Origin of the sequence: Alicyclobacillus dauci (genome assembly GCF_026651605.1) — a bacterium.
In the GTDB taxonomy this organism is placed as follows: Bacteria; Bacillota; Bacilli; order Alicyclobacillales; family Alicyclobacillaceae; genus Alicyclobacillus; species Alicyclobacillus dauci.
Map to the genome: position 1 here is coordinate 4,161,863 of NZ_CP104064.1, position 23,219 is coordinate 4,185,081.

21 protein-coding genes and 1 tRNA gene are annotated in these 23,219 nt (G+C 53.6%); 7 read left to right on the forward strand and 15 right to left on the reverse strand.

The annotated features are described in order from the left end of the window. Window positions 1-457: 457 nt before the first annotated feature. A complete protein-coding gene (locus tag NZD86_RS24555; RefSeq protein ID WP_326492611.1) occupies window positions 458-907 on the reverse strand; it encodes a glycosyl hydrolase family 18 protein in 450 nt (149 codons plus the stop codon). Beyond that, window positions 907-1,731: a LysM peptidoglycan-binding domain-containing protein gene (locus NZD86_RS24560; protein WP_326492612.1), complete on the reverse strand. Its 825-nt coding sequence runs from the start codon at window positions 1,729-1,731 to the stop codon at window positions 907-909. The genes NZD86_RS24555 and NZD86_RS24560 overlap by 1 nt, the downstream gene beginning before the upstream one ends. Window positions 1,732-1,849: 118 nt before the next feature. Between NZD86_RS24560 and NZD86_RS20920 the strand changes: the two genes are divergently transcribed. Beyond that, the gene (locus NZD86_RS20920) at window positions 1,850-2,677 is read left to right on the forward strand and encodes a uroporphyrinogen-III synthase (RefSeq protein ID WP_268043973.1); all 828 of its coding nucleotides are present in this window, start codon (window positions 1,850-1,852) and stop codon (window positions 2,675-2,677) included. A 66-nt stretch (window positions 2,678-2,743) separates the two neighbouring features. On the opposite strand, the gene NZD86_RS20925 is transcribed toward NZD86_RS20920, so the two are convergent. From NZD86_RS20925 to NZD86_RS20935, 3 genes are all read right to left on the reverse strand, one after another. Further along, a complete protein-coding gene (locus NZD86_RS20925) occupies window positions 2,744-2,956 on the reverse strand; it encodes a hypothetical protein (protein WP_268043974.1) in 213 nt (70 codons plus the stop codon). Between the two features lie 183 nt (window positions 2,957-3,139). Then, on the reverse strand, window positions 3,140-3,457 hold the full coding sequence (locus NZD86_RS20930) for a hypothetical protein (protein WP_268043975.1): 318 nt from the start codon (window positions 3,455-3,457) through the stop codon (window positions 3,140-3,142). Window positions 3,458-3,548: 91 nt separating this feature from the next. Continuing rightward, window positions 3,549-3,624, reverse strand: a tRNA-Met gene (locus NZD86_RS20935). 286 nt (window positions 3,625-3,910) lie between these two features. Between NZD86_RS20935 and NZD86_RS20940 the strand changes: the two genes are divergently transcribed. Further along, complete coding sequence (locus NZD86_RS20940) at window positions 3,911-4,063, forward strand: hypothetical protein (RefSeq protein ID WP_268043976.1); 153 nt, start codon at window positions 3,911-3,913, stop codon at window positions 4,061-4,063. A 217-nt stretch (window positions 4,064-4,280) separates the two neighbouring features. Here the strand turns inward: NZD86_RS20940 and NZD86_RS20945 are convergent, their stop codons facing one another. From NZD86_RS20945 to NZD86_RS20960, 4 genes are all read right to left on the reverse strand, one after another. After that, on the reverse strand, window positions 4,281-4,688 hold the full coding sequence (locus tag NZD86_RS20945) for a RidA family protein (RefSeq protein WP_268043977.1): 408 nt from the start codon (window positions 4,686-4,688) through the stop codon (window positions 4,281-4,283). Between the two features lie 631 nt (window positions 4,689-5,319). Next, the gene (locus NZD86_RS20950) at window positions 5,320-5,481 is read right to left on the reverse strand and encodes a hypothetical protein (protein ID WP_268043978.1); all 162 of its coding nucleotides are present in this window, start codon (window positions 5,479-5,481) and stop codon (window positions 5,320-5,322) included. A gap of 140 nt (window positions 5,482-5,621) precedes the next feature. Beyond that, the gene (locus NZD86_RS20955; protein ID WP_268043979.1) at window positions 5,622-6,575 is read right to left on the reverse strand and encodes a sigma-70 family RNA polymerase sigma factor; all 954 of its coding nucleotides are present in this window, start codon (window positions 6,573-6,575) and stop codon (window positions 5,622-5,624) included. Between the two features lie 655 nt (window positions 6,576-7,230). Further along, window positions 7,231-7,512: a VOC family protein gene (locus NZD86_RS20960; protein ID WP_326492684.1), complete on the reverse strand. Its 282-nt coding sequence runs from the start codon at window positions 7,510-7,512 to the stop codon at window positions 7,231-7,233. A 215-nt stretch (window positions 7,513-7,727) separates the two neighbouring features. On the opposite strand from NZD86_RS20960, the gene NZD86_RS20965 reads away from it, so the two are divergent. Further along, window positions 7,728-10,484 (forward strand): bifunctional YncE family protein/alkaline phosphatase family protein, encoded by a 2,757-nt coding sequence (locus NZD86_RS20965; protein WP_268043980.1) that lies wholly within the window; start codon window positions 7,728-7,730, stop codon window positions 10,482-10,484. Window positions 10,485-10,627: 143 nt separating this feature from the next. Here the strand turns inward: NZD86_RS20965 and NZD86_RS20970 are convergent, their stop codons facing one another. Beyond that, window positions 10,628-11,227: a biotin transporter BioY gene (locus tag NZD86_RS20970; protein ID WP_268043982.1), complete on the reverse strand. Its 600-nt coding sequence runs from the start codon at window positions 11,225-11,227 to the stop codon at window positions 10,628-10,630. Window positions 11,228-11,326: 99 nt separating this feature from the next. Between NZD86_RS20970 and NZD86_RS20975 the strand changes: the two genes are divergently transcribed. Both NZD86_RS20975 and NZD86_RS20980 read left to right on the forward strand, forming a co-directional pair. Next, window positions 11,327-12,181: an energy-coupling factor ABC transporter ATP-binding protein gene (locus NZD86_RS20975; RefSeq protein WP_268043983.1), complete on the forward strand. Its 855-nt coding sequence runs from the start codon at window positions 11,327-11,329 to the stop codon at window positions 12,179-12,181. After that, window positions 12,162-13,796, forward strand: coding sequence for an ATP-binding cassette domain-containing protein (locus NZD86_RS20980; protein WP_268043984.1), 1,635 nt, complete (start codon window positions 12,162-12,164; stop codon window positions 13,794-13,796). Before NZD86_RS20975 ends, NZD86_RS20980 begins: the two co-directional genes overlap by 20 nt. 195 nt (window positions 13,797-13,991) lie before the next feature. Here NZD86_RS20980 and NZD86_RS20985 read toward each other — a convergent pair whose 3' ends face one another. The 3 genes from NZD86_RS20985 to purN form a co-directional block, all read right to left on the reverse strand. Beyond that, window positions 13,992-14,978 (reverse strand): NAD(P)H-quinone oxidoreductase, encoded by a 987-nt coding sequence (locus tag NZD86_RS20985; protein ID WP_268043986.1) that lies wholly within the window; start codon window positions 14,976-14,978, stop codon window positions 13,992-13,994. 212 nt (window positions 14,979-15,190) lie between these two features. Then, complete coding sequence (locus NZD86_RS20990) at window positions 15,191-15,832, reverse strand: phosphoadenylyl-sulfate reductase (protein ID WP_268043988.1); 642 nt, start codon at window positions 15,830-15,832, stop codon at window positions 15,191-15,193. A 150-nt stretch (window positions 15,833-15,982) separates the two neighbouring features. Continuing rightward, window positions 15,983-16,588: a phosphoribosylglycinamide formyltransferase gene (gene purN, locus NZD86_RS20995; protein ID WP_268043989.1), complete on the reverse strand. Its 606-nt coding sequence runs from the start codon at window positions 16,586-16,588 to the stop codon at window positions 15,983-15,985. A gap of 81 nt (window positions 16,589-16,669) precedes the next feature. Between purN and NZD86_RS21000 the strand changes: the two genes are divergently transcribed. Continuing rightward, window positions 16,670-17,836, forward strand: a complete 1,167-nt coding sequence (locus tag NZD86_RS21000; protein ID WP_268043990.1) for an aminotransferase class I/II-fold pyridoxal phosphate-dependent enzyme — start codon at window positions 16,670-16,672, stop codon at window positions 17,834-17,836. Window positions 17,837-18,389: 553 nt separating this feature from the next. Here NZD86_RS21000 and NZD86_RS21005 read toward each other — a convergent pair. After that, window positions 18,390-19,589 (reverse strand): MFS transporter, encoded by a 1,200-nt coding sequence (locus tag NZD86_RS21005; RefSeq protein ID WP_326492613.1) that lies wholly within the window; start codon window positions 19,587-19,589, stop codon window positions 18,390-18,392. A gap of 749 nt (window positions 19,590-20,338) precedes the next feature. Here NZD86_RS21005 and NZD86_RS21010 point away from each other — a divergent pair. Next, window positions 20,339-21,658, forward strand: a complete 1,320-nt coding sequence (locus NZD86_RS21010; RefSeq protein ID WP_268043991.1) for a purine/pyrimidine permease — start codon at window positions 20,339-20,341, stop codon at window positions 21,656-21,658. Here the strand turns inward: NZD86_RS21010 and NZD86_RS21015 are convergent. Further along, window positions 21,651-23,153 carry a glycosyltransferase family 2 protein gene (locus NZD86_RS21015; RefSeq protein WP_268043992.1) on the reverse strand — a complete coding sequence of 501 codons (1,503 nt, stop codon included), beginning with the start codon at window positions 23,151-23,153 and terminating at the stop codon, window positions 21,651-21,653. The genes NZD86_RS21010 and NZD86_RS21015 overlap by 8 nt on opposite strands. Window positions 23,154-23,219 lie beyond the last annotated feature (66 nt).

Below are 23,219 nucleotides of genomic sequence, written 5' to 3' on the forward strand. Positions count from 1 at the left end.
AAAGCCGCGGCCTGATCAATGTCGGTCACAGGTAGGATCACTCGGTAAAGTCGGAGCACAACATCATGGCCCTCCTTTAATTGTCTGGAATACCTTTTTCTATAACCACCATCATACTGCAAAGATAGAGTGTGTGGTCCCAGTTTGCCGGTGAACCTTGTGGCGAGTTGCGACTGTGACGGTACAACGTCGGATTGATCCTCGATTAAGAGAACACTTAATTTGTTTCAAAAGTCACTTCAACGGCGTTTTGCGACAAGAGCACGCCGGCATAGGGGCGACACCGTTGACTGCCGATGTGTACTAGCCGTGCTGCGGCGCGCGACCGGACAAACTAACACGCCGATCACCGCACACAGCTACGCCCCCGCCAGGAGCAGAAGCACCACTTGCCCAGCAGCTCTCCCCCGCCCATCCAACAGCCGCGGGCGGGTACAATGCCGCTGTGCACCCTACCTCATGACAGCTTTCGGACCTGAAAGTTGTCAGCTAGGACGTAAGGGACTTGCGGAAACTCTGTGGGGTATGACCAGAAGCTAATCCCGCGCAAACCGTATGTCCGTACCGTATCCAGCTTTGCTTGGAAACTTCGAGCATCCTCGAACCACACGATGTGTTCATTCCCTTGAGCGTCCACGTAGTTAAAGTACGGGGCCTCGGACGCGGTGTCGTAGTGAATGGTCGCCCCATATCTAGCAGCCCTCTGGACAGCAATCTGGGGACCAAATGACTCAGCCAGAGTGCCCGGCTGGAACGGTAACTTCCAGTCATATCCGTACACGGAGACACCCATGAGAATTTTGCTGCGTGGAATAGCCGTGACCGCATAGTTTAGTACTTTTTGAATTTCGTTAATGGGAGAAACGGGCATGGGGCGTCCCCCAATCCAGCCCCATTCATAGGTCATCAGCACGACGAAATCGCAAGTCGTCCGTGTGTTGCGTAGTCGTGCGCCTGATACAGCAACCCCGGTTGTGTTGCCGATTCCTTTGGTGCCAATGCAGTGGATACGAGATAACCTTGTGCATGTAATTGTGTGACTACGCGTTGCAGAAATTGATTGTATGCTTCTCGATCCTGTGGATATACGTACTCAAAGTCGATATTTAGGCCGCGATATCCTCGGTTCTTCATGAGATCCAAGACGTTCGTGATCACCGTCTGTTGGAGAGAAGTGCTGTTTAGGATGGTGTGGGCCACGTCCGAACTAAACATATTTCCTGACCAGTTGCTCATCACCAGCAGCGGCGCAACGCCGTATGACTTTGCAGTGTTTAGTACTAGCGTGTCATTTAGGGGCGTGATTCTGCCATCCGTTCCAACGTGGTGACTGAATGGACTCAAATACGTGAGATGCGGGCCTAACTGCTGGACGGTCTGCTGCCCGCGGGTGCCGAAATCGGTTAGGTACGCGTTCACATCAATGGCGACTCGGTTGCGTAGGGGAACCCGTAGTACTTGGCCGACGTAAATCTGGCTCGGGTTGGTGATGCGGTTTTGGGTGGCCAGGGTCGAGATCGAGGTGCTGTACATTCTTGCGATGGTATAGAGGGAGTCGCCGGGTTGGACTACGTAAGTACCTGGAGGTGTGGGAATTACTAAAGCCTGTCCGATCACCAACTGGTTCGGATCCGTAATTTCGTTTGCAGCCGCAATATCCTGGACGCGTACGCGGTATATTTGAGACAATGACCATAATGACTGGCCTTGTTGTACAACGTGAATTTGCAATTTGACTCGCCTCCTTGTTAGCTATCCACGTTAGCCTATGCTGAAAAATATAGGCCGAAGTAGGCGGCCGCCTAGATAATCGCAAGAAATACGATATGTCAAAACATGGAGGTTCAAGATGCAGGGTTTGGTTGGTAAGCGGGTTGTTCTTACGGGATCGCGCAAGATTGCTGAACTCAGTACCATCGTAGAAAAGCTGGGGGGCATTCCTGTATCACGGCCTGCGCAGGGGACGGTCGCTGTCGACCCGAAGGAAGTTGAGCTGGCCGTAGGTGAGTTGATTCGGGGCGGATCGGATTGGATCATCCTGACCACCGGTATTGGGGCAGAGATGTTGTGTCAAGCGGCGGATCGTATGGGCATGCGTGATCAGTTTGTGAATCTGCTCAAACGATCGAATGTTGCTGCCAGAGGCTACAAGACCGTTAAGTATCTGCGATCATTGGGCATTGAGCCCTCAATTCGTGACGATGACGGAACGACTGCAGGTCTTGTGAGAGCTCTCGACGATCACGACTTGACAGGACGTCGCGTGGCCCTGCAACTGTATGGCGATTCTGCACCGCGACTGGTACAGTGGTTGCACGACAAGCAAGCAGATGTATCTGAAATTCTGCCGTACAGGCATGTTCCACCTGAATTGTCTGTTGTTGATTCGTTGCTTTCAGAAGTCATAGAGCGGAAAGTGGACGCGGTGACGTTCACGAGCACATCACAGGTGCGGTTCCTGATGGCATATGCACGGGAACAGTCCTTAGGTGAGCAGGTTGTTTCTGCGTTTACGGATGTGATCGCTGTCGCAGTGGGGAAAGTTACAGCTGAAGCACTGAGGGAAGAAGGAATTTCGCGAGTCATCACGCCGAAGGAAGAGCGAATGGGAAGCATGATTGTCAGCTTGGCGCGATACTTTGAGGAAGACGGCTCCGCCAGCCGTGTTGAACAATAAGAGACAAACATGTAAAAAGCACTTCGGCTCGTCATCAGTCGAAGTGCTTTCCCATTCGTCAGTTCTTTACACAGCAATGTTGTGGTTACCCCGCTGTGCCTCTGGGATGATTTCCACGTATCGCATAGCACCTTTGCGCACGATTCGCGTAATGCCGTCAAGTTCCTTCTCCTCTCGATGGACAAAACGCTCTAACATTGGAACGCCACCAAGCAGTGCTATGGCGAGAATCAATAGTTTCGCGAAGACCATTACGTACATGTAGGTCGGTACTGCCATGAAGACCACTCCCTTTGTATTTACGTATCCAACATGGCCAGTATAACGCCGTTGAAACGCCGAAAAGCCCTGAAATACAAGGGTTCATGAGTCTGTAAAAGAATCTTAACCATTCATCCACAAACTAGACGCAGTTTCGACAAAGAGGTGAACACTTGATGACAAAGTCGTACTCAAGTCCCATTAGCGGAGATAGTTCTTTGTCACTGGTACTTTTGCTGTGTGCCAGACAGAAGCAATCAGGCTGGCGGCTTTTTTGGAAAACGTTTCGCCCATCGCCGAGTACCCTTTTAGGGAGCCAACAAACAGCTTGTCGCCGGGATCGAGCTCCTTTTCGATCCCTTTGCGAATTGCAGAGTGTGCGTATACGGATTTTAGGATCCATACGCCATGTTGTATTTCAACCGCCTCACCCTGATACTGAATCGCTTCAATCACGCGACTATGGTGTGCAGGCGTGTCTGCTTCGTTCAACTCGTACGTGACAATATAAATTTTCATCGTTTACACCCCATATTTATCTGAACAGGAATCTGAGTAAACAAATAAAAGGCACCTCTGTGGTGAGATGCCCCAGGTACATGTTCAGTTTTGGTTGCGGGAGCAGGACTTGAACCTGCGACCTTCGGGTTATGAGCCCGACGAGCTGCCAACTGCTCCATCCCGCGTTATGGCCACACGGACATGTTATCACTGCCACACTTGAAAGTCAAAAACAGGAAGAATTTGCTTGTCTGTGGTTAGCCCCTCCTGGGCGGGGCGTCCTGTGCTGACTTTGTCCTAATTGTAGATTCTCGTCCACTCCATGTCTTTCTTGTACACGTATAATGTTTCATCTCTATACGAGGAGGTGAAACATTATGAGCAGTAATCGCGGAACAATCACTATCATCCTAAAGCCCGGACAGAGCATTAAGGTGAAAGCGACAGCTGGCCGACGTGTCCGGGATTTGGGTGGATCAGACCCATGGACCTCATGGGAACATCGTCGCCATCGTCGGCGGCGCCGTCGCCATCATCGCCGCCGTCGGCACCATGGCCATGAAGGTAGAGGTATGTAAGCAGAACTTAATAAAACGACGTGCTCTAGATCACTTGTTTCAATGAGCGGAATAATGATGAGTCGTTTTTTCGCAGCACCCTTAGGGGTGCTTTTTTATCCAAAGGCTGTTTTCGCAAAGATTGTTGCTAAAGACCACCATGCTATTCGTGGAACACATAGGACTAATAGGTGTGAAAAGAATGGACAAGAGCGAATCCTCCTGGTGCATTCGCACCGTTAGCTAATGAGTAACTCTTATGTAGTGAAGGTATTTAACGGCACTTATAAGTCGGCAACCGCAATTGCCTCAATCTCAATCAAGAGTTCGTCCCTGATGAGCTTTCTGACTTCAACAGCCGAGCTTGCTGGTGGATTCATTGTATTGATGTACTCATCCCTAATATCACGTACATTCTGCATTTTGGAAATGTCCGTTAGGAAAAAGGTCAATTTTACCACGTCGTTAAAGTTGGATCCTACCGCCTCTAATGCAGACTTTATGTTTTCAAACACCTGCTTCGTTTGCAGTCTTAAATCCCCTTTACCCACAAGTTCCCCTTCCTTGGTGAGAGCAACTTGTCCAGACACATACACTGTTCGACCATTTCTAACCTCCACAACATGCGAATATCCAAATGGCGTTGGCATGTTGTCTGGATTTACATATCTTATTCGCTGATCTGATGTCATTTCATAGCCACCTTTACGAAACGTCTATTACTCGTTTGGATTATTCTCTTGAGATTCTGCAGTTCCTGCCCTCAACTGCAATTGGCGGTACTACTTTAGACGAATTCCGATTCGTTCAACGCTCACCCTGGTGGTGGGCTTGTTTTTATGTGAAGGAGCTATCACATAAGATGCACTTATCATGGCGGGTATGATGCCAGGAACATCCGACTGGAGTAGACCATATTGATGGTGTAAGCGGCACGGGTATTGACCAAATGTGCGTCCTGACCTGGCGGTTCTAGATGGGAAGCAAGGCGCAATGCAATTCCGCGGTTACGCAACACAGTCCACGGATGCACAGCATCCCGTGCACTCGAGGAAACGGTTGGTGGTGAGTCGTCATGCGAGAGCGCATAGCTCTCTTGGTTCTCGGGGCGCTTTGTTGCTTCCTTTTCGCAATGCTTGTGGTTGTCGTGATCCGCTATATCGCAGTGTTTATTGCTATCTTACTAATCCTGGTTCTGCTAGCTATGTTTTTGCATGCAAGTTATCCAGCTTTTCGATCGAAGAAACGAACGAGACAATGGCGCAGGCCCCGACGATGAATGATAAAAGGCACCCGAAAATTCCCGGTGCCTTTTATAAAGAGTTACTCAGTATGTGCAGTACGGAACCATTGTGCTGTATTCGCTGAGATGGACATCTCTCGCATGATTGGCGGCAGTGCAATATTCAACAGCGTTTCGTTCAAGATGGCGACAAACGCGCCGGAAATCATCACCGCCATGAGCATGCGTCGATTGATGTGCACCCAGTTCACATCCTTTCTATGTATTTCTCTCTCCTAGCACTTCATTGCCTGGTCCCGTATATTGAGACGAATGACAAGGGGGAGAAATCATCGGTGCACCTTAAATATTTTTGAGTGTCCAGCTCACGGTCTGAAACAGACTACGCCTCTATACGCAGGGGCAATCCGAGTCTCGGATACAAAGCGGAATCGATGAACGTGTGGATGTGGGCGATCTGTCCGTGGTTAATCTCAGGCACATGGATGCCCCATGGTTCCAGTATGTTAGCCGACGCGGTCGGTGCATACTGTGCAAACGCTGGAGTACCGTTAACACGGACGGGCAAGAGTCGGGAACCAAAACAGTGATGACGGGTTGTCTCATAAAATGACGCAAGATTGACTCGTCCGCGTACCCACATGACAAAGGGCGGCATGGATAAGCTGCCTTCCTCCTGAAAGAGTTCGATCAGGGCATGTACGTCGTACCGTTCGAACGCATCGACGTATCGGTCAAGCAAATGGCGATCCGCGGCGGCATCCTGATCCTGCAACACGCCTGACGTGAGATTTGCGCCACTGAGGGTGGAGCGAGCTCTCTGCAGCGCACTATTGACCGCAGCCACAGTCATCCCCATTGCATTCGCCGTCTCATTGGCCTTCCATTGGAAAACATCGTTCAGAATGAGGACAGCGCGCTGGCGAGGAGGCAATTTTTGAAGGGCAGCGATAAAGGCGAGTCGAACGGTATGCTTGCGAATCACCACATCTGCTGGATCCTCCGTGATGTCAGGTGTCGGCCATACCCACTCGGCATGCGGTAAAATGTCTTGAGGTACCCCGGTGGGGACAGCGGGATCGGACAAGTCCATGGGCAGCGCGCGACGCTTCGCCCCCCTCAATTTATCTAGACACACGTTGGTGGCAATGCGATAAACCCAAGTTCGGAGTGAGGATTCCTGCCGGAACTGCCCCCACCCCTGGAAGACACGGACCATAGTATCCTGAACTGCGTCATCCGCATCGAAAATGGATCCCAACATTCTGTAACAATACGCGGTGAGTTCCGGGCGCAACTGCTCGGCCGACACCATACTCAGTTCCTGTTCAGTCATGTAGGCAGGCCCTCCATGTAACAGTGTACGAAGACAGAAGACCGCTGCGTGTGCGGCAGGGCGATGTACAAACTGAATATTGTACTAGTTTCTGAATCATGATACATCAGATGAGGGTCCGTGAAAACCATTATTCTGAGGTACACCGCGGGAGGCTTGGGCGCTGAATGCGCTGTGGATGGCGAGCTCATTCGAGTCGAGAAGTGCTGGAGTTTTTTGGTGAGACTTCGGTTGAGAGGAATTAGGAAGGGGTGTCCATAAACCGACTTGCGGGTGACGGTGCTGTTGTCGTGGGGCCGAACGGAATGTCGTTCCCCAATCTACATTCACATGCCTCTCCTTGAGCAAACAAGATACTTAAAGTCCTTTGCTTCCACCTCTGTACCTTCTCAGCTCCAAAGTTGGCCTAGTAGAGGTACCGATTCCCTTATTAATTCTTATATCATGATAGCCTGACAAGAAGAGACCGACAGTCACTTCTGCCAAGCGCCCCGATCCCCCCATTCCCCGATTTGGCTTCTGCTTTCGGGTCTCTCGTTAGGGTAACAAAGCCGTGTCCCTGGCTTAGACGGGGTACACTGCCATTCGTCCAAATAACTGATAAGGGTGTCCCGACAGGCATGAAAATGCCTGTCGGGACACCCCATTGTTGGATTTAAACTTGAGTTACAATCATGAAGGTTACACCAAACTTGTCAACGACGGATCCAAAAGCGGGACTGAACGGGGTTTTGTCCAGGGGCGCGATCACCGTGCCTTCTTCCTGCAAGGCTTCATAAATGTGTTCTGTTCTTTCAACATCGTTCGTTGCTAGACAGATGCTAACGTTGTTTCCTTCATGAACTTGTTGACCCGGTGAATCTATCACCATAAGTTCACTTTCACCGATTTTTGGTACCCACTTATTAGACGAACCAGCGAGCCGAAAATCATCGATCTATCGGCAATTTTTTCGAGCATCTCACCCACATAAATCACACCACGTAGGCGAACTAGTGTAATAATCAATTCTTTAAACTTTATCGAATTTCATCCCCTGATCAAAAACCAATAGAAAACATTACTCTTTGATTACATCTATTTAATTAAATATTAAAAACCTCCTTATACCATGTTAAGTGATTACAGCAATGACATAAGGAGGACTTTCCTGTGGGTTTCTTGAGAAAAAGGAAGTTTCTGATTGCCGGAGCGACTTTGGGTGCTGTACTCGTTGGTACGGGGAGTATTTACGCAGCTGTGGGCGGTGATCCGTTCGGGACCAGCCTGGTTGGTCGCCAATCGAATGGCTCTGTACTGACAGATGTGAATCAACTCGTCACGCCAGCTGGGAAGCAGTTGGAATTTGGGGGAAATCCGATTTCCGTTGCTGTTCGCCCGGATGGGAAAACCGCTGTTGTGTTGAATGGCAGAAATGATTACGGTGGCAACGGGCTGAACATTGTTGATTTGGCGACAGGGAAGCTGATTGATACGAATTTTTCCCTCAACCTATCCCATATGTGGGGCCTGACCTATTCACCTGATGGAAACACGCTGTATGCAACCGGCTCATCTGGCTCGACGGGCAAAATTGTTGTGATGTCGGTAGCTGGTGATGGAACGCCGACTGTGAAAAACACGATTTCCCTTCCGGCTGCAAGTGTCGGTGGAAACATCAATCCACTGGACATCACGAATGGGCCCGGAGGAAAAACGCTGTTGGTCGCACTCAACCGGGACAACAGCCTTGGCGTGATCGACGCGGGGACGGGGCAACTGACGGCCAGAATTCCGGTTGGGAATGCTCCGACCAGTGTGCAAGTCGTTGGCAATACCGCTTATGTGACCAACCAAGGTGGGCGTAAGGCCCAGGCTGGCGACACCACGGTAGACTCCTCCGGCACGCCTGTTGTCGCTAGCAATGAAGGTGCGACAACAACGGGAACTGTATCCGTTGTCGATTTGACGACGAACACCGTAACCAAAACCATTCCAGTTGGCGTCCAACCAGAACGAATGACGGTCTCCGGCCGATACCTGTTCGTAACGAATACGAATAGCGACACCGTATCGGTCATCGATACCGATTCCAATTCAGTTGTCCAAACCATCGAGATTAAACCGTATCCGAACGCGCCAAAAGGTTCCGCGCCGAACGCAATCAAAATGATCAACGACGACCAGTTAGTCGTGAGTTTGGGTAGAGACAACGCACTCGCTGTGTACCGCTGGAATGGCCCATCCAAAGAGCCACAACTTGAGGGTCTCGTTCCCACGGCGTGGTTTCCGGTGGACATCCAAAGCGATCCGGCCAACAAACGTCTCCTCGTGGCAAACGCTGACGGCGTAGGTTCCCTTGGTCCAACGCGCACGTCGACGATTCAGGGAATTACGGCCACGGGCCACTCGTCTTATGCACAAGAGGGATCGTTATCACTGGTGCCATTCATGTCCACGAAAGACCTCGTGCAAGGCACGGAACAGGTATATGCTGATAACAACTGGTTCGGGTTGAAAAATCTCAACGCGAAGCCTCGACAACATCAAAAACCTGTCGCCATGCCAGAGCGCATTGGCGAGCCATCCACCATCAAACACGTGTTTTACATCATCAAAGAGAATCGGACGTACGACCAAGTTCTCGGCGATCTCGGCCGAGGCAACGGCGATCCCGCACTCACCCAGTTCGGCCAGACGGTGACGCCGAACTTGCACAAACTTGCCGACACGTTTCCCCTCTTGGATAACTTCTACACGTCAGGCATTCAATCAGCCAGTGGACACCAATGGGTCATGCAGGGCACGAACACAGATTACGAGGATAAAGAGACGGACACAGGTAATGTTCGCAGCTATCCCGGCGGCGCTGGTGACTCGATGGCATACGCACCGACTGGGCACCTCTGGGACGACGCTTTGAAACACAACGTGTCAGTCATTAACTTCGGGGAAGACACCACGCAGTTCAGCGGACCTGAACCGTTCGGTACATGGACCGATTGGTACAACGATTACCTAAAGCTGTCCGGTCAGCAGCAAGGCGCGCTGCATGTCCCCGTCGGTGACTACCAGGCGACAAGCGATATTCCCTCACTCAACCCCATCACGTACAAACCGTTTCCCACGTTTAACACATCCATTCCGGATCAATACCGATACGAGATCTTTAAACAAAAGTTTGACCAGTATGTAAAGGACAACAATCTGCCCCAGTTGACGACGATGTGGGTCATGGACGACCACACCTCAGGAACCACAACGGGTCTTCCCACACCGGAGGCGGCTGTTGCAGACAACGACTTAGCCGTCGGCAAAATTGTAGACCTCATCTCACACAGTCCTTACTGGAAAGACTCCGTGATCTTTGTGACAGAAGATGACGCGCAAAATGGGCTCGATCACGTCGACGGCCACCGCGAGCCCGCCTACGTCATCAGCCCTTGGGTCAAGCGGGGCGTCGTCGACAGCCACTATTGGACGGTCATCAACATGGTCCGAAGCATCGAGCAGATTCTCGGGCTGCCCCCCATGAACCAAAACGATGCTGCAGCGGCACCGATGAGTGAAATATTTACGGACAAACCCGACTTTACCCCTTATAACTTTGTTCCGAATCAGATTCCTCTCACCACCCTCAACGGAGATCCGAACTCGAACCAACCTGCACTGGCTCAAACGACAAACGTGACCTCGCAAACCAAGGAGCTTGCACGGTTGTGGACAACTTGGTCGAACCAATACAAAGCGTCGCTGAGCGGCAAGAATCCGAAACCGGATATCGCCAATGCCAATATGGAGAATCACGACATATGGTACGAAACGAAGGGGTTCGACAAACCGTACCCAGGTGACACGAAAGTCTTGACACCAGCGCAAGTGGCGGCGCAACCGCAAAGCAAAGCACCATCTCCTGCGGACAACGACTGATAAAGCACTTCGAACAATGGAAAGGGGCTCGACTCGACGGCGTGATCGAAACGCTGTCGGGTCGAGCCCCTTTTGTAGCCTTTGGTGCGACCATTTATGTTGGCATACTGGCAACTCTGAACGGAGCTGGGTCCATGCGGCGGTTAGACGATCCCGCCTGGTTTGACTGAGTCACTGCCAACGAATCGATCACCGTGGATAATCCGCCGCTGGGGATAAATTTTGCGAACGCGTTCAACAATGAGCGCTGCGATGAGCGTTTTAATAAAGTCACCTGGGAGAAATGGGTACATCCCAGCCATGAGTGCCTTGCCCCACGGGCGGTATTCAGGGACGACGTGACGCATCCACAGAACTCCTGGAATGTAACTGATCAGGTCGCCGAAAATAAACGCCGCCAAGAATATCCATAAGTATTCGAAACGCTGACCAGACTTGATACGTGACACCAGCAGCCCCGTTAAAAATGCGCAGACAGGCCAAGCCCATATGAACCCTGCCGTCGGACCGACAAGCACACCAACTCCGCCATGTCCCCCGATGAGGGGAAGTCCTAGTACATCAAGGCCGAGTACGATAATGAACGTCAAAGCCCCATACCAGGCGCCTAGCAGTCCACCCGCGATGACGGGGATAAGCGTTTCAAGCGTAATGGGAATGACACTCACATGAATTTGAACGAGACTGATGACAGCGAATAGTGCCGCAAACAGCGCAGAAAAGACGAGACCTCTCAATCGCACGTACGACTCTCCTTTGCGAATTATCAATTGTTAACCTAAAATGATTATGCAGTTAACAATATGTACATTAGCACAAAATGAAAAAATGAGGGAAGACTCTTGTCCAAAATAATCCTTCATGTTGACCATATATCTGTCCAACGGTATGGACAGGATCATCCCGTCCTGGACGATGTCACGGTGCAATTCAAGGCCGGCCAACTTGTAGCCCTGTGCGGCCACAACGGTGCTGGTAAGACGACGCTCGCGCGGGCCATGCTGGGACTCATCCCCCTCGCGAACGGAACGATTTACGTCGAGGGTCAGCCGCTGGATCGAAACATCTCACACGACGTGCAAATGGTGTTTCAGCCACCCATGGCTCAGATCATCGGCGACACGGTGTTTGAGGAACTGGCCATCACGCTTCTCCAGCGAGATGCGTGCTTGCCGAGTAACCAGCTCGCGCAGCTGGTGACCGATGCGTGTCGCCGCGTTGGCCTTCACGTCCCCCTAACCAGAGGGATACGGGAGCTATCTGGGGGCGAACTGCAGCGTCTGTGCATTGCCCAGGCCCTCTTGTCCGAGGCAAAGATACTCATTCTGGATGAGGCACTCTCCTCACTCGATCCCGACGCTCGCACCCACCTTCGCCAACACTTGCGACGCCTCGCGAAGGAGTCCAACACGACACTGCTCATGATTTCCCATGATATGGAGGATGTCTTAGCGGCGGATAGAGTTCTGGTGATGGAACAAGGTCGATTGATTCATGATGGCACGCCTATTGACTTCTTTTACGGCAACTCTTCGGACACAGACGGAACCGAATCTCCGTGCGAATCGTTCGGCTTTGAGCCGCCGTATCTCGTGCAGACGGCAAGAGCATACAGCCGTCGCACTGGTCACGCGCTTACCCCAGTGGACGAACATCAATTTGTGGAGGAGCTTTCCAATGTCACTGTGCCTTCGTGAAATCAGCGTATCGGACGGACAAACGAATCGACTGGGTGGCGTCACGGCCGAAGTCCCCGCAGGCGCATTTCTCGCCGTCGTGGGGCGCAACGGCGCAGGTAAGTCAACGTTACTCGACGTCGTGGCCGGGATGGTTCCACCCTCTACCGGTACAATTAGCGTCTCAGGTGGGGACCCATTCCCCCGCATCGGCTATCTCTTTCAAAACGCCGAGTTGAGCCTATTTGCCGGCACAGTCGCCGAGGAGTTCGCCGTGACGTGGGAAACAAGCGTCTCAAGCGTCCGATCACGACTCACCGAAGTCACCAACCTCCTCACGTCCGTCGGACTTAACAACATATCCCTGGGAGACACCCCTGCCGCCTGGAGCACCGGTTTACAAAGGCGGTTCGCCCTAGCGCTCATGCTCGCGCGCAAACCGGAATTCCTCATCCTGGACGAGCCCACGGCAGGTCTTGACCGTGCCAGTCAAGCACTCCTAGTCAACCAGTTACAAACGCTGCACGATGAAGGCAAGACCATCGTCGTCACCACCCACGATCTCGACACCATCCTCCCCCACGCAACCCACGTCTGGTTGCTGGACGGCGGCAAATTGGTCTTTTCCGGCTCTCCCGCCGAGTTGTACGCAAGTCCCAGCTGCCTGGAGACCCACGGCGTGGGACTCCCCCCATCATTGCGCCTGCAAATCGCGCTGATGCGAGCCGGACTGCTTGACGGGCCATCTCTGCGCTCCGCCCAACAACTCGCCTCGGACATACGGGGTGCTGGCGCGGGCGGGGAGGCTGCCGGGCGGATCGATCTGCCAGGCGAGGATACCTACGGCTTCGCGGAGTCCTCTGTCGCGAACCCGCATCCTCCGACGACAAGGGTAATGGACGCACGATTTCGCTGGCTGTCGATCACGTTGATGACCATCGCCCTCGCCACCGTTCACCATTCGGGCGGCATCATGACGGGACTCGTCCTAACGTGCGTTCTCCTCATTTGGCTGCGCGCGAAATTCCGCACAATCGCTCGATGGACCGTTCCGTGGGCGACATTTGCCGCCCTAACGGCACTAATTGCGGGAATTCATGTCGGCGCACCGTTCCATCGCAACGCGCCATATGGGTTTGACGCGACCATGGCGGCCCGCTCCATCATCTCGATCATCCCCTACTGGTGCTTCCTCCAACTCGGCCAACTGCTCGTCACACAGTCGACGTCGTTGCAGGTGCAGGGAATGATCGACGGGCTTGGCCGGGCCTGCCGGATACCTCACCGCATTCGACATACAGTGGCCATCACAGCTGGCATGGTCTTTCGCTTCATCCCCGCCATCGGGGCAATGTATCAGCAGCAACTGCGCGCATACCGAGCTCGTACCCAACCGAAGGGGCACAGCGCAGCCTCTTTCATCAGCGTGACGCGCGTGTTGGCACCGCTGATCATTCGCCTCATCCACTATGGCGAAGCAACCACTGATGCGCTGACGGCACGCGACATCCTGAACAGTCAAATCCACTACGAGGGTCTCTACCAAACCACAGTTTCGGCGAGGGAATGGATACTGTTCGGCATGACACTGGCATTCAGCCTTGTCATTTGGCTTTCAGGGCGATTTTTGTTTTAGGTGCCGGTGGGATGTGATGCGAGTGAGGCGGTCGGAGAGTCGATCAGCCGCGAATAGCAGGATGGTTCACCCTATCCGGTCGTGTCCGGGGCTTCGCGGGAACGCGCGGTATTCCGGGGGGCCATCGGCCCCGTTGCCCGTGGCCAAAAAGCCCACAGCCCACGACCGAAGCCGCCCCCAGAATCCGCGCAACCCTTACTCTCCGACGTTTAGCACAATCTTGCCGATGTTCTTGTTCGAAGCCATGTACTCGTGAGCCTGTGCAACTTCGCGCCAGTCGAAGACCGAGTCGATAACCGGGGCGATGGCGCCGGACGCCAGCGCTTCGCCTGCGAACGCCTGAAAGGCTGCGGTCAATTCGATTTTGGTGGCTAAGGAGCGGGATCGGAGAGCGGTTCCAATGACTTGGATTCGCCTGCCTAGCAAAGTGCCGAGATTGACGTTTTCCACCGCCGCCCCGCCCATGGTACCGATGATGAGCAAGCGACCATCTACTGCGAGTGAAGCGATGTTGTCGTGGTAGTATGGACCGCCGATGAAATCCATGATGATGTCGACACCTTGGCCATCTGTCTGTTCCTCAACAAACGGCACGAATGATCCCTCGTGATAGTTCCAGCCCGCGCTGGCACCGAGGGAGATACACCGTTCGAGTTTGACTTCCGATCCGGCCGTAACAATCGACCTAGCTCCCGCAAGGCGAATGAGCTGAATAGCCGACGTGCCCACTCCGCTGGCACCGGCATGAACAAGGACTGTCTCCTCCGGGGACAGTTGGCCGAGGACGAACAGGTTGAGGTACGCAGTTAAGAACGCCTCCGGGATGGCAGCGCCCTGTGCAAATGTGAGTTTGGGCGGGAGCTTGATGAGCATGCCGGCTGGAACCGTCACATACTGCGCGTAACCGCCTCCGGGCAGAAGCGCACACACTCTGTCGCCGACCTGGACTGAGGAGACGCCTTCGCCCAACTGGGCTACCTCGCCCGCCATTTCCAGACCAAGAATGTCGCTCTCGCCTTTCGGTGGCGGGTAGTGGCCCATCCGTTGCAGCAAGTCCGCGCGATTTAAGGAACTCGCGCGAACGCGGACGAGGACTTCACCCGGTCCTGGAGTGGGTGTTTCAGTTTCTGCGATATGTAAAACTTCGGGGCCTCCGAATCCATTTAACAAAACAGCCTTCATGCCAAATCCTCCTAAGCCGTTCATCGATGCCGTTCCCTTTTATATTACCTGTTTTTGAAAACTGCGGGCAACTGCTCCGTTCCAACATAGAACGAAGGGAATTGCCCGCCGACCGCGATCATTATATGTTCAATTTTTCATGTGCATGAATTCGCCTTATATGCTGTGTGAGGGCCGCGCTTACCTTCTGTGCCCTTTGTCGGTCCGCCCGCTCACTCACCACGCACGCCTTCCCCAGCTCGTAGTGGGCGCGTGCAGTGGACGCATCCGATGCTCGGGTACCCCATGTTGTGAAGAGGGTTGTATGGTACCTCGTGATCACGGATATATTGCCATACGTCCTCCGCCGTCCAGAGGATAAAGGGATTGATTTTGATGAGATTGAACTTTTTGTCCCATTCAAAAGTTTGTGCGTGTGCGCGGGTGGGGGATTGATCACGTCTGATGCCCGTTATCCAACCATCATATTGTTTGAGGTGGCGAGACAGTGGCTCAACCTTGCGAATGCTGCAGCACTGATTTGGGTCCGCAGCCCACAAAGCGTCACCGTAGTTACGGGCCTGTGCAGAGAGGCTTAGCGCCGGTTCGATGCGGGTTAAGTCGGGTATGGTATAGTGATCGGCGACCTGCTGAATGAGGTCGTATGTCTCCTCAAACAAGACGTTTGTATCCACATAAAAAACGTTCACTTTGGCCCGCTTGGTCATGAGCATGTCTAACAAAACCATATCTTCCGCACCGAAGCTGCAAGCAAACGTGAGGCGAGGCACGGTCGTGATGGCCGTTGCCAAGATGGTCTCCGGTGTCAACGTTTCATGACGGGCAGAAAGCGACTTGAGGTTTTCTTCATCCATGGCGAAGCTACCCAACAGCAGCACCCCGTATCCCTGAGAATTCGTCGTCGGACCATACGTATTCCGTACAGCGATGAACTGTGCCGAACGAACTGGGCGTGTGTACCGTGCGAGTCAGAATGGGCGGTTGCGGTGTCGCAATGAGTAATGTTAGATTTCGTCAAGTACAATATCGCCGTCTGCGATCCGCTGGAGAACACCAACGAACAGATGGCCTTCTTCATGCGCCAAGCGGGCCCGGAGCAGCTCAGGCGTATCGCCAGCGAGAACAGGGATGCGGACTTGGCCGAGGATGCGGCCGTGATCGTAGAGCTCGTCAACGACATGAACAGTGGCACCGGTCTCCTCCACACCCGCTTCAATGACCGCGGCGTGGACGCGAAGGCCGTACATGCCGGGACCCCCAAAGTAGGGTAACAGGCTTGGGTGAATGTTTAGGATGCGGCCCGGAAGTGCGGCCAAGGTTTTCGGGCCGATCTGTTTCATGTAGCCGGAGAGCACAACGAGATCGACATGGTGTTCCGTCAGCGTATGTGCAATGGCTTCGTCAACGGCCTCATGACTCCCACAGCGTTTCTGGTTGAAGCAGTAGGCAGGAATAAAAGCACGCATAGCTACTTGCAGTGCGCCCGAATCTGGGTTATTACTTATGACAACCGTTGGCACGGCGTCCAAACGCTCTTCGCTGATGGCTGCAAGAATGGACTTCATACTCGATCCATTATGAGACGCCAGAAATCCGATTCGCAAAGTCAACGATATCAACGCTCCTGTACTGCGAGTAAGATCATTTTATCAGCATATCTATGTCCACTATACCATGAGGGAGTGCTGCAGATGATAGAGCAGTCGATACGGCTTCAACAGTTAGAAGACGGGGTATTTCAAGAATTGGCACTCGAGAAGCGAAGGATTGTGGCAAGTGGCCGTGACGTGATCGATCTCAGCGTCGGCAGCCCCGATCTCCCTCCATCGCCGCACGTCATGGAAGCACTCGCACAAGGTGTCACGGACCCGAATGCGTACGGTTACGCCATCACGGGCCTTGCAGAGTTTAATGAGGCCGTAGCACAGTTCTACAAGCGGTACCACGTAAACTTGGATCCGGGGACGGAAGTCCTGCAGTTGATGGGGTCCCAAGACGGACTGTCGCACTTGGCGCTCTCCCTCATCAACCCGGGTGAAACGGTCCTCCTACCGGATCCAGGCTACCCAATCTACGAAGCCAGTGTCCGCTTGGCCGGCGGGATTCCGTACCCCCTGCCGATCAACGAAGACACGCTCCACCCAAACTTCTCACTGATCCCGGACGACGTCCTGCAGTCAGCAAGGTTGATGATTCTCAACTATCCGAGCAACCCGACGGCGGGTGTGGCGACGAGATCGATGTTTGAAGAAGTTGTCCGCGTGGCGCAAACATACGACATCTTCGTCATCCATGACTTCGCGTACTCGGAAATGGTATACGACGGCCTCGAGGCCGTCAGCCTTCTGTCGATCCCGGGCGCCAAAGACATCGCCGTTGAATTCAATTCCCTGTCGAAGACGTTCAACATGGCAGGTTGCCGCGTTGGTTATCTGGTCGGCAACAAAGCTGTCATCGGCCACTTGCGCAAGTTGAAATCGCACATCGACTACGGGATCTTCCTGCCGATTCAGCACGCTGCCATCACGGCGCTCACGACGGACCACGATTTTGCCGGCCAACGCCAAATTTACACCGCGAGACGAGACGCACTGTGCGATGCGTTGACGAGTTACGGCTGGGAAGTCCGCAAGCCGGCCGCTACCATGTTCGTGTGGGCAAAGACACCGAATAATCGCCCGTCACACGCCTTCGCCATGGAATTGCTCCGCGAAGCAGGCGTGGCCGTCACCCCAGGCGCCGCATTTGGCCCCCGCGGTGAAGGGCATGTTCGCATGGCCCTCGTGACCGATGCGGCGAACCTGCGCGCGGCTGCCGAGCGGATCGGGCAGCACCTCGCGGCGAAGGTGCTGGGCTAGGGCCGGCGGGATGGCGCGGCCGGGGGCGCGGGGCGGCCGCGGATGGCGGGCGGCTGCAGGGCTGGCGGTGTAGGGCGGGAGCCGCCTGAGGCGGCAGGACGGCTGAAGGGCAACCGCAGGTGGCGGTGGATGGCGGGAGCCGCGTCTAATGTGCCAGCGTTGCTGGCCGCGGGCACCAGGTCGGCAAGCAAGTCCACAAATAAGTCCCTCTGAGTCCCCTGTATACCATTTAACAAGCAATTGTTGCGGAATAAGGTACCGGGATTCGCTTATCGGTTGATTTGAGCCTCACGCTGGAGTGAAAGTTCCAAACAAGAGAATCACGGTCCCTTATCGAACTCTGTGACGACGTTCGCGAAGCATAGGGGACCACTGTTCGCTTAATTTCACGACCCAAATGATCAGCGCCAGTTACACCGCCCAAAATTGTCCTCTAATCCTAAAAAACCCCTCATATGGGCCATCTCCCCGCTCCCGCTCCGCCCGAGGCCGCGACATCCCGCCAATCAGCGTCACGCCTCCACTCCCGCTCCCCCCAGGCCACGCATCCGAATCACGAATGCGTCGTGGCCCTCGCCTTGGCGTCGTTGGGCAGGAAGAGGGAAAGAATTCCTCCCAGAATGGGCAGGACCATGAGTACATAGAACACCGTTAGGAGGCCGAGATGGTCCGATATCGTCCCGAAGAAGACAGCGCCGATTCCGCCGGCGCCGACACCGAATCCGATAGTGAGGCCTGAGGCGAGACTGATGTTTCGCGGCAACAGGTGCTGGGCGTAAACGACCGTAACGGCGAATGAGGACAGAATGAAAAATCCGAACGGAATTAAGATGAGTAGTGCGACTGCGCCGTGTACGAAGGGAAGTGCAAGGGAGAACGGGATCGAACAAAGCATCGAGTACATGAGAATCCGCTGCTTTGGCAGCCTATCAGAAAGCAGTCCCCCGACGAATGTCCCTACGGCACCTGCTGCAAGGAAGATGAATGTAAACTTATCGGACATGTTCAGTTTCATGCCAAAATGGTGCTCGTAGTAAAACGGCATGAAGAGCGAAATGCCAATTTGGCACCACGATCTCAACACGATAATGATGACCAACAGCGTCACGGCCCCCACTTGGTTTTGGCCTTCAACCTCGCGCATGCGCTTTCCGTGCAAGTTTAAGTTGTCCCGGTACCACGGATAGATCCGCATCGTGAGCCCCAGCCCGATAGCGGTGACGATGGTGAACCACAAGAGACCGTGGACACCTGTTGCGAGGAGGAAGATCGGCATCATGAGTGGCCCTAACGCTTGACCACTGTTGCCTCCGACTTGAAAGATGGCCTGGGCGAGCCCTTTCGAGTTGCCTGCCGCCATATGTGTGCCACGCGAAGCTTCAGGGTGAAATGCTCCAGAACCGAGCCCGCTTAACGATACGAATAGGAGAAGTAGTAAAAAGTTTGGTGCCAGCCCGCTGAGTGCCAACCCGAGACTTGAGGTCAGGAGACCGACCGGCAATAACCAAGCGTGCGGAGATTTGTCCGCAAAAAGACCGAATATCGGTTGTGATATAGATGACGTCAGATATGAACAGAGCACGATAAGACTCGTTTGCGTGTAGTCCAAGTGGTACGTTTTCATGAACAAGGGTGCAAGGGATGGGACGAGGCCGGTTGTGACGAGATCGTTTAGCATATGCGATCCGCCCATAGTCCAAACGGTACTCCTACGCATCTTACTGTTTTCTATTTCCGTCGCTACTTGAGTCAACGTGGCCCCTCCTCTCGAAGATCTGATTCCAAATCTCTCTGTAATTTGTCATGGTACATGTGATTTTCATCTATCATTCGCCTTCCAGATGATATCACTGTAGCCGTGTAATTGCTCCCCATGAGGATGTGAAAAATCTGTGTACTTTGGAATCCAAATCGAGTCTAGAGTGATGGCCTGATCGTCTTCTGCTCATGTCCATGTCGCTCAGACCGGTAAATTCATTTCCTAATTACAGGGGATGTAAAGATGGTTCTCTAATGCCAGCCCCCATTTACACACGAACTCCGCGACGCGTAACTGCATATCGTGATCATGCAGCTTCCCGTGGAGAGTGATGATAGAATGGCGACCAAAAAGAAAAGAGTGCAAAATACCGATCCAGTGCGCCAAAAACAATGGCCGCTTGTCACATCGAGCGTCTGTTCATCCTGCCCCATTCAATGCCCTGACGGCGTAAGAAACATGGAGAACGTGAATAGCGGAAGGTTTTCAAAAGGTGTAGTCTGCAAACGATCCCTCTATGAAGAACGTTTAAGTCAAGGGTTACCGCCATTCGGGTGCCTTATTTGTCGTCTCATGTATCGTGTAATACTTACATAGTTATGTGGATATCTCTTTAGACCGGCGAAAGTCTCCCCAACACTTTTACAGCGTTTTTCCATTTCCGATCCCAGGTGATATGATACCTAGGGGTTTTTTCTACGTTAAACGGGTTATTATCGGCTATCCATTAGGGAGGTTGAAAATTGGAAGGGTTATTGTATCACCTGAATGAACGCCCAAAAGGCGGCGAACTTATTTTGTCCTCCATTCAGTGGTTTATCTTCTCGTTGGCCAACGTCATCACGGTGCCTATCGTGCTCGGCCAAGCGCTCGGCCTCCCTGCGAACGAAGTCGCTCAGTTTACGGAGCGAACATTCTTCGTTTGCGGTCTCGTCGGCCTGGTACAATCTGTCCTGGGCCACCGATACGCCATCATCGAAGGACCGGCAGGCATGTGGTGGGGTGTTTTCCTCGTTCTCATCCAAATGACAAAGGACGAGCACGGCTCCACTGGTCAATTGCTGCAAGAATTAGAACTCGGTCTCATCGTTGCAGGTGTCGTTTTCATTATCCTGGGTCTGTTTGGCCTCCTGGGGTTCATCAGAAAGCTGTTTACACCCGTCGTCACCGGCACATTCCTCGTGCTGCTGGCCTTGCAGGTGTCAAAGTCCCTCATCGAAGGTGTCCTTGGCATCGGCTTTCGCAACCACACGACCGTGTCGCCTGAAATCGTCCTGCTGTCCGTCATCTTGATGGTAGTGACCATTCTGCTCATGTTCAGGGGCAAGGGCATGGTCAAGTCGATCGCGGTCCTCATCGGTCTCATTCTCGGCTGGATCGTATACGCGGTTCTGGGACTCATCGACGCGCCAAATACACACGTACCAGCTTTCCACCTGCCGTCTATCTTCCCGTTTGGACCACCCAAGTTCCACCTTGGGGTAACCATCACGTGTGCCATAACCGCTATCATTTTGCTGTCCAACCTAATCGCGAGCATTCAAGCCTTCGGTGCTGCGGCGGGTGAATCGCCAACAAACGCTACCTACAATCGCGGATCCTTATTCACCGGAATTGGCACCGCCATCGCTGGAATCTTTGGCGCCGTCGGCGTCGTCCCGCTTACGGCTGCAGCCAGCTTGGTCTCGCTGACGGGGATCGCCTCCCGTCTCCCGTTCATCATCGCATCGTCCGCCGTTGGGTTGCTTGGTTTCTTTCCGTACATCGGGAGCCTCGTGGCAACGTTGCCGTCACCAGTCGGTTACGCTGTTCTCTTTACCGTGTTTGGCCAGTTGCTGGGCTTTGGGCTGCTTGACTATAAGCGGTTAAAACTCGACCAGCGCGATATTTTCGTCGTGGGCATTGCCTTGCTGACCGGTGTCGGGATCTACTTCATTCCGGGTACCGCCTGGATGGGCCTGCCGCCAGTTCTAGGATATCTCCTCGACAACGGCCTCATCGTCGGCATTGTTCTGGTACTGCTCCTGGAGCATGTCATCTTTCGGCGGAAAAACGCTACATGATATAGCGCTCCGCGAGATCGATGCGGCGGATGGGGTCGGGGAAGTTGCCGCGACTTCCTTGAACCTCTTGCAGATAGGCTATGGCTTCCAAGTGATCGCCGACAATGAGTTTCTGAAGCGGTTTCCCAGAATCCGCATTATGGAGATGAGGACGAACGGCATTCATCTTGACCACGTCCACCGGATGAACAGCCTCAACGTGTAGCCCTGCTAAAATGGCTTTCACTTGGCCCAGCGGCGGTACTGCAATGCTCTCGAACCCGATCTCGCGTAAGATTCGGCCCGAGATCGCGTGCGGGACCGCCGTTAGCGAGGAGACTCCTAAGTCGGGCCTGTCGCATGCGATATTGAGGAAACGCTTGACGATTGATGGGGGATCGACCTGGCGAGCCTTGCTCAGAATGCGGTCGAGGTTGTTAAGCGCGATGTCGACGTCGCGATCGATGGCGTCTAAAAACGGCTCCACGTCTTCCCTTGTCAGTGGAATGTCGGCGTCGGTGATGAAGTACTTATCGGAGTCCACCTGCATGCAGCCAATCGCCCGACCCACATCATGGCCTACGGGTTCCGCGAAGTAATCGACTTCGATTGTGGAAGTAGTCCTCACAGATTCAATGTCTTCCTCGTTGGCGCCGTTGAGGACCAAGCGAATGTGATCGAATGGCGCGTTTGTCAGTTCTCCGACGAGCCTAGTCAAACCCGCTTCACCCTGAGTGGGGACGATGGCGGCCGCGCTGACACGTTCCTTGGGAATAAACGATGCCCCTTGGGCCAAGTCACGCTTGCGGCCTAAATCAGTAAATCCGCCACGCACACCGCGCTGGTCAATAATAATGTTCACACCCTCTAGGCAATCCCCGATGATGAGCCGACGCATAGCCTGGTCGTGCTCGGCGCCCCGTGACCGATTAAGAGCTCCCACAGCAACTTGCCCCGCGATCTCGATGCGCAAACGCCCATCACAAATTGCCCGCGCCTGCGCGACGGGCGGGACACAAAACGCCAATGGACCGAGCAACTTGATGGCTCTCCGAGAAATCGCGTGTGGCACTGTTGTCAAGCTCGCAGCCCGTAAATCCGCCCTATCGGCGAAAATATTTAAAGCATGCTTTGCAATCGCTGTGGGATGGTGAAACTTTTTCGTGCCCGGGAACGGATAGCCATTCAACGCGATGTCCACGCCGCCCTGGACGGCACGCACGAACGGCTCCAATTGGGCCGGTGGGACAATCATATCCCCATCTACGACAAGGCAGATGTCTCCCCGTGCGATTGATAGCCCAACCGCCCTGCCAACGTCCGGTCCAAGTCGATTCTTAAACCGTACCACACGAGCACCTGCGCCTCTAGCAATACTAGCCGTCCTATCCGTGCACCCATTTGCGATAACTATCACCTCGGGCCGTCGGTACCAACGACACAAACGCCGCACCAGCGGGCCAATTGTCTTGGCTTCGTTGTGTGCGGCGATGATGACACTTAATGTCTTTTTCATATTGGCCCTCCCTGCTGCACGTTCTGCAGCAAAGTTCTTCACCTAATGTATGTGAAAAGAAGGCCT